Genomic DNA, 7,833 nt, shown 5'->3' on the forward strand with positions numbered 1-7,833 from the left:
ACAATTAGGATCAGTTATTTAGGGCGTCAAACTAGGCTAATAGTTTGGTTAACAAAGGCTACTGGATTTCGTTATGCTAAAAAACTCCCCAACTCACTATGGCAAGGTTGCCCGCGCTTTGCATTGGCTGACAGCACTGCTGTTTTTACTGGCGTATATCACAGTGTATTACCGGCAATGGTTTACTGAGGCCCGGACGCCGGAGAACTGGACCGCACTGCAGCTGCATTTATCCTTTGGTGTGACTATCGCGGTACTGGTGGCGCTGCGGCTCTACTGGCGGCTGACTAATGTTCAGCCTGCGGCTGAGCCGGGTTCGGCGCTGATGCATAAGGCCGCGCATCTGGGGCATCTGGTGTTGTATGGCGTGCTGATTGTAATGCCATTGACCGGCTATTTAGGTACCGGCGTGGCAACAGAATTTTTCTTTTTATTTGAGATCCCGAAATTTGCCGATACCTGGTTGTTTCAGACGCTGGTTGCGGATGGTATGGGCCTGAGTTTTGAGCAATTTGAAGCGCCGATGGATTTTATTCACAAGCAGGGCGGAGCTTATCTGGTGTGGCTATTGATTTTGGGGCATGCCGCGGCCGCGCTTTACCATCACTATCATTTAAAAGATCGCACGCTGCTAAAAATGTTGCCACCCCGTCGCTGATAGCGGAAATGTCTGCTGGGTCTGTGAACGTGAATGGCGTATCATACGTAGCACTTAGCAGTTGATAGTAGTGTAATACGAGGTGACATGGCCAGCCGTTCGAGCGCTGAAATGACCTTAGCCGGCGAGCAGGATCTCTGGTTTTTGCCGCTTGGCGGTTGCGGCGAAATTGGGATGAACCTGAATTTATACGGTCATGCCGGGCGCTGGTTAATGGTGGATTGCGGCGTCACCTTTTATAATCCGCTGCAGCCGCAGACACAGCCACCGCAGCATACGGCTGAAGTGCAGGCCGCCGATCCCAGCTTTATTGCCGCACAACGCGAAAATCTGTGCGGTATTGTTATTACCCATGCCCACGAAGATCATATAGGTGCCTTGCCCTATTTATGGCCACGCTTGCAGGCGCCGGTGTATTGCACACCTTTTGCCGCCGAGGTGCTGCGCCGCAAACTGGTGCGTACCGATCTTGTCGAGCAGATACCAATTATCGAAATCCCACCCGGCGGCACCTGTCAGATCGGGCCTTTTCTCGTCAATTGGCTAAATATCACCCACTCGATCCCGGAATGTCAGGCGCTGTTGATCAGCACGCCGGCCGGTAAGGTATTTCATACCGCCGACTGGAAAATGGACCCGGCACCTATGCTGGGACGGCCATTTAAACCGCAGGTATTTAAACGGCTGGCAGCGCAAGGTATTACTGCCATGGTCTGTGACTCAACCAATGCGCTGAAAAGTGGCTTTTCACTGTCGGAAACCGCTTGCTTTCATGCGCTGCGTGAGGTGGTCAGTCAGGCACCGAAGCGCGTATTGGTAACCGGTTTTAGCAGTAATATCGGCCGCTTAATTAGCTTGGGTCGCATTGCCCAGCAAACCGGCCGTTACCTGGCACTGTTCGGTCGGGCGATGGAGAATATGGTCGGTGCGGCGCGTGCCTGCGGTTATTGGCCGGATGATCTGCCGCTGATTGATAACGCCCATATTGGTTTTTTGCCAGCGGAAGAAGTGCTGGTCGCAGCAACCGGCAGCCAGGGCGAGCCCAGAGCAGCACTGAATAAACTGGCTGAAGATCGTCATCCTCAGCTGCTGCTGGCAAAAGATGACTTAGTTATTTTCAGTGCCAATCTGATCCCCGGTAATGAGATGCTGGTCAGCCGGTTGGTGGACAAACTGAAAGCCAAACAGCTGCAAGTGTTGCAGGCGGCGGATACCTTATTGCCAATCCATGTCTCTGGCCATCCGAATCAGGGCGAATTGGCTGAGATGTATCAGGCGGTAAAACCGGCCGTGGCGATACCGGTCCATGGCGAGGCTGCGCATATGCAAGCCAATGCCGCCATTGCCCGCGAGGTTGGGGTACCGCAACAACTGCTCGGGCAAAACGGCGATCTTTTTGTGTTAGCGCCAAAGCCCAGGATCTGGCCGGGCTTTGTTAAAGCGGGCCGGGTACCGATAGTCAATACTTGAGCTTTTTGTGCGCAGACGTTAGCTTATGTCATATGACGTCTTTCTTTACAGGTTCTTTATGCAGCAAGTCCTTAGCGCTGCCCAATTTTTTGATGGTTTTGTCTGGCAGTCAAATGTCGAGTTGTTGATTGAAAACGGTCGTATTGCAGACATCCGACCCTGTCGTGATACGCCACAGGCAACCTATTTGGTGCCGGGGTTTATCGATTTACAGGTGAATGGCGGTGGCGGCGTGCTGTTTAATAACGCACCGACGATTGACACGCTTCGCCGGATGCGACAAGCCCATAGCCGTTTTGGTACCACGGCACTGCTGCCAACGCTAATCACTGATCAACTGGCGGTGATGCAGCAAAGTGCGGATGTGATTGCCGCAGCGGTTGCTGCTGGCGAGCCGGGTATTTTGGGAATTCATTTCGAAGGACCGCATTTATCGGCACCGAAAAAAGGTGTGCATCCGCTGCAACATATCCGGCCGTTGGCAGAGGCAGAGATGCAGCTGTATCTGCGCCGTGATCTTGGGTGTGTCTTGGTTACGCTGGCGCCGGAAAATGTGACGCCAGAGCAAGTTCAACGTTTAACCGCCGCCAGTGTTAAAGTTTGGCTTGGCCATTCCAATGCCAGCGCTGAGCAGGTCCTGCAGGCACTTGCTGCCGGCGCGCAGGGCTTTACCCATTTATATAATGCGATGTCGCCACTGACTTCGCGTGAGCCTGGCATGGTGGGCGTTGCGCTAACCGACAGTCAAAGCTGGTGTGGCTTGATTCTGGACGGTTTACATTTGCATCCGTTAGCTGCAAAGCTGGCAGTAATAGCAAAACCCCGCGGCAAGGTGCTGTTAGTCACAGATGCGATGTCTCCAGTTGGCACCGACGAGACCGAATTTGATTTCTTTGCCGGTAAGGTAACCCGCCAGGGTAATAAGTTGACTGACAGTAGCGGCGCACTGGCCGGCTCAGTGCTGGATATGGCGGCCGCCGTGCGTTATGCCGTGAATACTTTACAGCTTGACCTTGCTGAAAGTCTGCGCATGGCAGCCTTATATCCGGCGCAGGCGCTGGGGCTGACTGACCGCGGCCAGGCACAACCCGGCCATAGGGCTGATCTGGTGCAATTGAACGCGCAGCTACAGGTACAACAATGCTGGATTAACGGCGAAGCGCAACTGGGTTAAGCCGGTAATCTAAGCCGGTAACGACAATAAAAATAACAATAAGGAGCCGAAGATGCCCAACACTCCAACCACGCCAGCACCCAAGGTGTTGGTGCCAATGCTGATTCTGGCGGTGCTGTTTTTTCTGTTCGGTTTTGTGACCTGGCTTAATGGTGCACTTATTCCATTTTTGCAGATTGTCTGTCAGTTAAACGAATTTCAGGCACTGTTGGTGACCTTTGTGTTTTATATCGCTTACACCGTCATGGCGATCCCGATGTCGTTTTTACTGAACTATCTGGGGTACAAAAAGGGCATGCTGGCTGGCTTACTGATTATGGCCTTTGGCGCCTTGCTGTTTATTCCGGCAGCGAAAATAGCGGCTTACCCACTGTTTTTGTTGGCGTTATTTATGCTGGGTACTGGCCTGACGATTTTGCAAACCGCAACTAACCCCTATTTGGTTTGTATAGGGCCGCGCGACAGTGCTGCGATGCGGATCAGTGTTATGGGTTTGGTTAACAAAGCTGCCGGTATAGTAGTGCCGATGGTATTTGCCACCCTGGTGCTGACCAATATTGAACAATATAGTGCTGACGCGCTGGCGCTATTGCCTGCGGCAGAGCAGCAGGTGCAGCTGGCGGAGTTATCGAATCGGTTAGTGCTGCCGTACATCTATATGACGTTGATGCTGTTGCTGTTATCGGTATTCATCTGGTTTGCGCCCTTACCCGAGTTGCCCGATCAGCAAAATGATCGTGGTATTGAGTTGCGGGCCGTAAAAGCAGTACTGGCCTATCCGCAGTTGGTGCTGGGTGTATTAGCGCTGTTTTGTTACGTCGGCGTCGAAGTGATTGCTGGCGATACGATCGGGCTCTATGGTAAGCAACTGGGCGTAGCACATTTTGGTGTGCTGACCTCTTATACCATGGGTTTTATGGTGTTGGGTTACCTCCTTGGCGTATTACTAATCCCGCGCTACCTGTCACAAGGCCGTGCTCTGCAGTTGTCGGCGGTCGCGGGCGTCTTGCTCAGTTTAGGTGTCCTGTTTGGCGCAACCGAGAGTCAGCAATTATCAGCCTGGTTATTTGGTTGGTTGGGTATTCCGCTGGTGCCGGATACCGTGGTGTTCGTTGCCTTACTGGGGTTGGCCAATGCGTTGGTATGGCCGGCGGTTTGGCCCTTGGCGCTGGAAGGCCTCGGGAAGTTAACCGCTACCGGCTCAGCCTTGCTGATAATGGGTATTGCCGGTGGCGCGGTTTTACCACTAAGTTATGGTTATCTGGCCGAACTGTCCGGCAATAGCCAGGGTGCGTACTGGATTCTCATTCCAGCCTATCTTTATATCTTATTTTATGCGATGAAAGGCCATAAGCTACGACGCTGGTCATAACAACGGCGGCTAATCACGATTCAGGCGGCGCAACAGGGCCGCGTTTTCCTGTTCAATATGGCGGTAAAATGCCAGTTGGTCTAAGTCACTGGCGGCTTCCTCATCCAGTACTACTGTAGCCTGCTGGTGCAGCTGTAAAGCTGATGCCGGACAGCTGGCACTCAGTGGCCCCTCTACCATCGCTTTTACTGCCTTAGCTTTAGCTTTACCCGTTGCCAGTAACAGCACTTTGCGAGCATCCAGAATGGTGCCGATGCCCATAGTGATTGATAGATGTGGTTGATATTCACCGGGCGCAAAGAAACGGGCATTATCGGCGATGGTTTGCTGTGTTAGGGTTTTAATCCTGGTGCGTGAACGCAATCCGGACGAGGGCTCGTTAAAGCCAATATGGCCATTACGACCAATGCCCAGCAGCTGTATATCGATACCACCTGCGGCCATGATTTTTTGCTCATACTGCTCGCAGGCAAGTAACGGATCTGCGGCGTCACCCTCTGGCACTGCGGTATTTTCTGGCTGAATATCAATGTGATTAAATAAGTGGTGTTGCATAAAATAGCGGTAGCTTTGTGGATGCGTTGCCGCTAAACCAATATATTCATCCAGATTAAAGGTTTTAACGGCCTGAAATGACACCTCGCCATGCTGATAGGCAGTAATTAATTGTTGATACAGCAGAATGGGTGTCGCACCTGTCGCCAGCCCCAGCACTGAGGCAGGGTGTTGCCTGATTTGCCGGATAATTGCAGCGGCACCATAACGGGCCACGGCTTGTGCATCTGGTTGAATAACGATCTGCACCCTGATACTCCTGTCAACAAATTTGACTTAGCCTAGCATAAAACCGTTGTGAAAAACGTCAACAGGCTCTAATGCTTTGGCTGTTTGTGCTTTAGTTATTGGCAACTTTGCCTCAGCTGGCATATGCTGAGAGCGAAAATAACACTTCACGGAGAGAAACCTTGACTGCTGCAACCAAACCCCATCAATGGCGTTTCTTCCGCTCCGGCGGTTTTGATCAGGTCGCGATTGAAACTGCAGGTGATTTACTGCATCTGCACGAACTCGATCCTAAGCTATGGACTGTACTTAATTGCCCAACTACCGGCCTGGAATTTGACGACCGTACCCTGGCGCTAATGGATGGTGACGGCGACGGCCAAATCCGGGTACCGGAGATCCTGTCGGCAGTGCGCTGGAGTTGTCAGCGGCTGACGGATGCCAGCGTGATGTTTGCTGAACCCGGTTTGACGCTGGCGGCCATTGCCGATCAGGACGCCGAAGGTGCCGGCATTAAACACGCCGCTGAACTGGTACTGCGCTACAGCGAGAAAACGGCGGAGCAGAGCCTGCAGGTGGCCGATGTACTGGATAGTACCCGCTTGTTCTCCTCTGACCATTTTAACGGCGACGGCGTGATTATGCCGGAGCTAACAAGCGATGAGACCTTAAAGCAGGTACTGCTGCAGATTGTTGAGACCCAGGGTGGGGTAGCCGATCGCAGTGGCGGTTTAGGTGTGACCCAAGATACGTTAAACGCGTTTTTTAGCCAGGCAGAAGCCGTTGTTAGCTGGCATGCTGCCTTTGCTGCCGAGCAAAACCAGTTGTGCCCGCTGGCCGATTCTACTGCCGATGCTGTTGCAGCCTTTGAAGCAGTACAAGCCAAAGTCGATGATTACTTTGTCCGCTGTCAGCTGGCTGCCTTTGATAACAGGGCGACCGATAACCTTAATCCTGCTCCGGCAGTCTATGAGGTGTTGGCGAACCGGGTCGTGGCCGGTGCGGATCAGGATATTGCTGCTCTGCCTCTATCCGTGATTGCCGCTGAGCGGCCACTGGATCTGACGCTGGGTATTAACCCGGCCTGGGCTGCCGCTATCACCAGTTTAAAAGAGAAAGTACTGACGCCGTTATTGGGGGCAGACTATGAAGTATTAACCGTCGCCGACTGGCAGCAGGTTTCAAGCAAACTGGCCGCCTGGCGCAGCTGGCAGGCTGCTAAGCCCGCTACGGCATTACATGCCTTGGAACTGGCGTATTTGCAGCAACTCCTTGCCAGTGATACTAAAGCACGGCTGGAGGCCTTAATTCAGGACGATCTGGCGGCCAGTACCTTTGCCGATAATCTGTTAGCACTGGAAAAATTGCTACGTTATCAGCGGGATCTGGTGACCTTGCTACGTAACTTTGTCAGCCTCAGTGATTTTTATCAGGGCGAACACAAAGCCATTTTCCAGGCTGGTACCCTGTATCTGGATCAGCGCAGCTGTGAGCTGGTGATGCAGGTTGCCGATCAAGGCCGGCACGCCACTATGGCCCCCTTTAGTGGTTGCTACCTGGTATATTGTAGCTGTATGCGTCAGGGCGAAGCGCCGATTAATATCGTCGCGGCGCTAACCGGTGGCGATGTCGATGAGCTGATGGTTGCCGGGCGTAACGGCATCTTCTATGACCGCAAGGGCCGTGACTGGCGAGCAACAGTGACTAAAGTGGTGGCGCAACCGGTTAGTATCCGCCAGGCATTCTGGTCGCCCTATAAGCGGGTTGCTGCCTTTATCGAAGGTCAGATCCAGAAATTTGCCGCTTCCCGCGATAAGGATATCGAAACCCAAACTACCAGTGGCGTGGCTGATGCGGCTGCGGCACCGGCAACGGCGCCAAGCAGCTTTGATATTGCCAAATTCGCCGGTATTTTTGCCGCCTTTGGCCTGGCGTTAGGCGCCCTAGGTACTGCATTGGCCGCGATAGTGGCGGGCTTGTTTTCGCTCAGCTGGTGGCAAGTCCCGCTGGTACTACTCGGGGTAATGCTGCTGATCTCAACACCGTCGATGCTGCTGGCCTATTTAACATTACGCCGGCGCAATATTGGCCCTTTATTGGATGCCAATGGTTGGGCAGTGAATGCCCGGGCGAAAATTAATGTGCCTTTTGGCGCCTCCTTGACCGGATTGGCGCATTTGCCGAAGGGCGCTAAACGTTCACTCAAGGATCCCTTTGCCGAGAAAAAACGGCCCTGGGGTCAATATCTGATAATACTGATTGTTTGTATTATCGCCGCGTGGTATGGCTATCAACACGGTTTGAGCTAACCGCATTAGCTGATATCAGTGAAAAAGGGCTGTCATTAACAGCCCTTTTTTATGGTGCGCCGGGCAT

The 7,833-nt window shown here is 52.9% G+C and carries 6 protein-coding genes; 5 read left to right on the forward strand and 1 reads right to left on the reverse strand.

What is annotated here, in order from left to right; translation table 11 throughout:
* Nucleotides 1–73 precede the first annotated feature (73 nt).
* From A9165_RS15980 to A9165_RS15995, 4 genes are all read left to right on the forward strand, one after another.
* Nucleotides 74–658 (forward strand): cytochrome b, encoded by a 585-nt coding sequence (locus tag A9165_RS15980; protein WP_065956625.1) that lies wholly within the window; start codon nucleotides 74–76, stop codon nucleotides 656–658.
* An 87-nt stretch (nucleotides 659–745) separates the two neighbouring features.
* Entirely contained in the window at nucleotides 746–2,128 is a 1,383-nt protein-coding gene (locus A9165_RS15985; RefSeq protein WP_065956626.1) for a ribonuclease J, read from the forward strand.
* Between the two features lie 58 nt (nucleotides 2,129–2,186).
* A complete protein-coding gene (gene nagA, locus A9165_RS15990; protein ID WP_065956627.1) occupies nucleotides 2,187–3,302 on the forward strand; it encodes an N-acetylglucosamine-6-phosphate deacetylase in 1,116 nt (371 codons plus the stop codon).
* A gap of 52 nt (nucleotides 3,303–3,354) precedes the next feature.
* Nucleotides 3,355–4,674 (forward strand): sugar MFS transporter, encoded by a 1,320-nt coding sequence (locus A9165_RS15995; RefSeq protein WP_008951626.1) that lies wholly within the window; start codon nucleotides 3,355–3,357, stop codon nucleotides 4,672–4,674.
* Between the two features lie 9 nt (nucleotides 4,675–4,683).
* Here the strand turns inward: A9165_RS15995 and nagB are convergent, their stop codons facing one another.
* The gene (nagB, locus tag A9165_RS16000; RefSeq protein ID WP_065956628.1) at nucleotides 4,684–5,478 is read right to left on the reverse strand and encodes a glucosamine-6-phosphate deaminase; all 795 of its coding nucleotides are present in this window, start codon (nucleotides 5,476–5,478) and stop codon (nucleotides 4,684–4,686) included.
* A gap of 161 nt (nucleotides 5,479–5,639) precedes the next feature.
* Here nagB and A9165_RS16005 point away from each other — a divergent pair, with 161 nt between their 5' ends.
* Nucleotides 5,640–7,766, forward strand: a complete 2,127-nt coding sequence (locus A9165_RS16005) for a hypothetical protein (RefSeq protein WP_065956629.1) — start codon at nucleotides 5,640–5,642, stop codon at nucleotides 7,764–7,766.
* Nucleotides 7,767–7,833: the final 67 nt, after the last annotated feature.

It is taken from the genome of Alishewanella sp. HH-ZS, from assembly GCF_001704375.1.
In the GTDB taxonomy this organism is placed as follows: Bacteria; Pseudomonadota; Gammaproteobacteria; order Enterobacterales; family Alteromonadaceae; genus Alishewanella; species Alishewanella aestuarii.